This is a genomic window from Rothia sp. HMSC072E10 (genome assembly GCF_001813965.1).
In the GTDB taxonomy this organism is placed as follows: Bacteria; Actinomycetota; Actinomycetes; order Actinomycetales; family Micrococcaceae; genus Rothia; species Rothia mucilaginosa_A.
Genome location: NZ_KV814491.1, coordinates 917,166 through 917,372 on the forward strand (window position 1 = coordinate 917,166; position 207 = coordinate 917,372).

Consider the following 207-nt stretch of genomic DNA (forward strand, 5'->3'; position numbering starts at 1 on the left):
GCGGTCGACTGGCTGCAACCTATGAGGCTGCCGGTACTGCGGAGCAGTCTGTGACTCGCTACGAGTACGACGCTGATTCCCGTCTGATTCGCCAGGTGTACGGTGACGGTTCTGAGGCACGTGTTCGCTATGACGCGTGCGGTCGTGTGCTGTCCATTACCGGTTCCGGCGTAGCTTCTCCGGTGTTCTACACCTGGGATTCTTGTG

General features: G+C 59.4%; 1 protein-coding gene. It reads left to right on the forward strand.

Annotated elements, in window-relative coordinates:
- On the forward strand, positions 1-207 hold a 207-nt coding region (locus HMPREF2944_RS09265; protein WP_168165821.1), incomplete at both ends, for an RHS repeat domain-containing protein.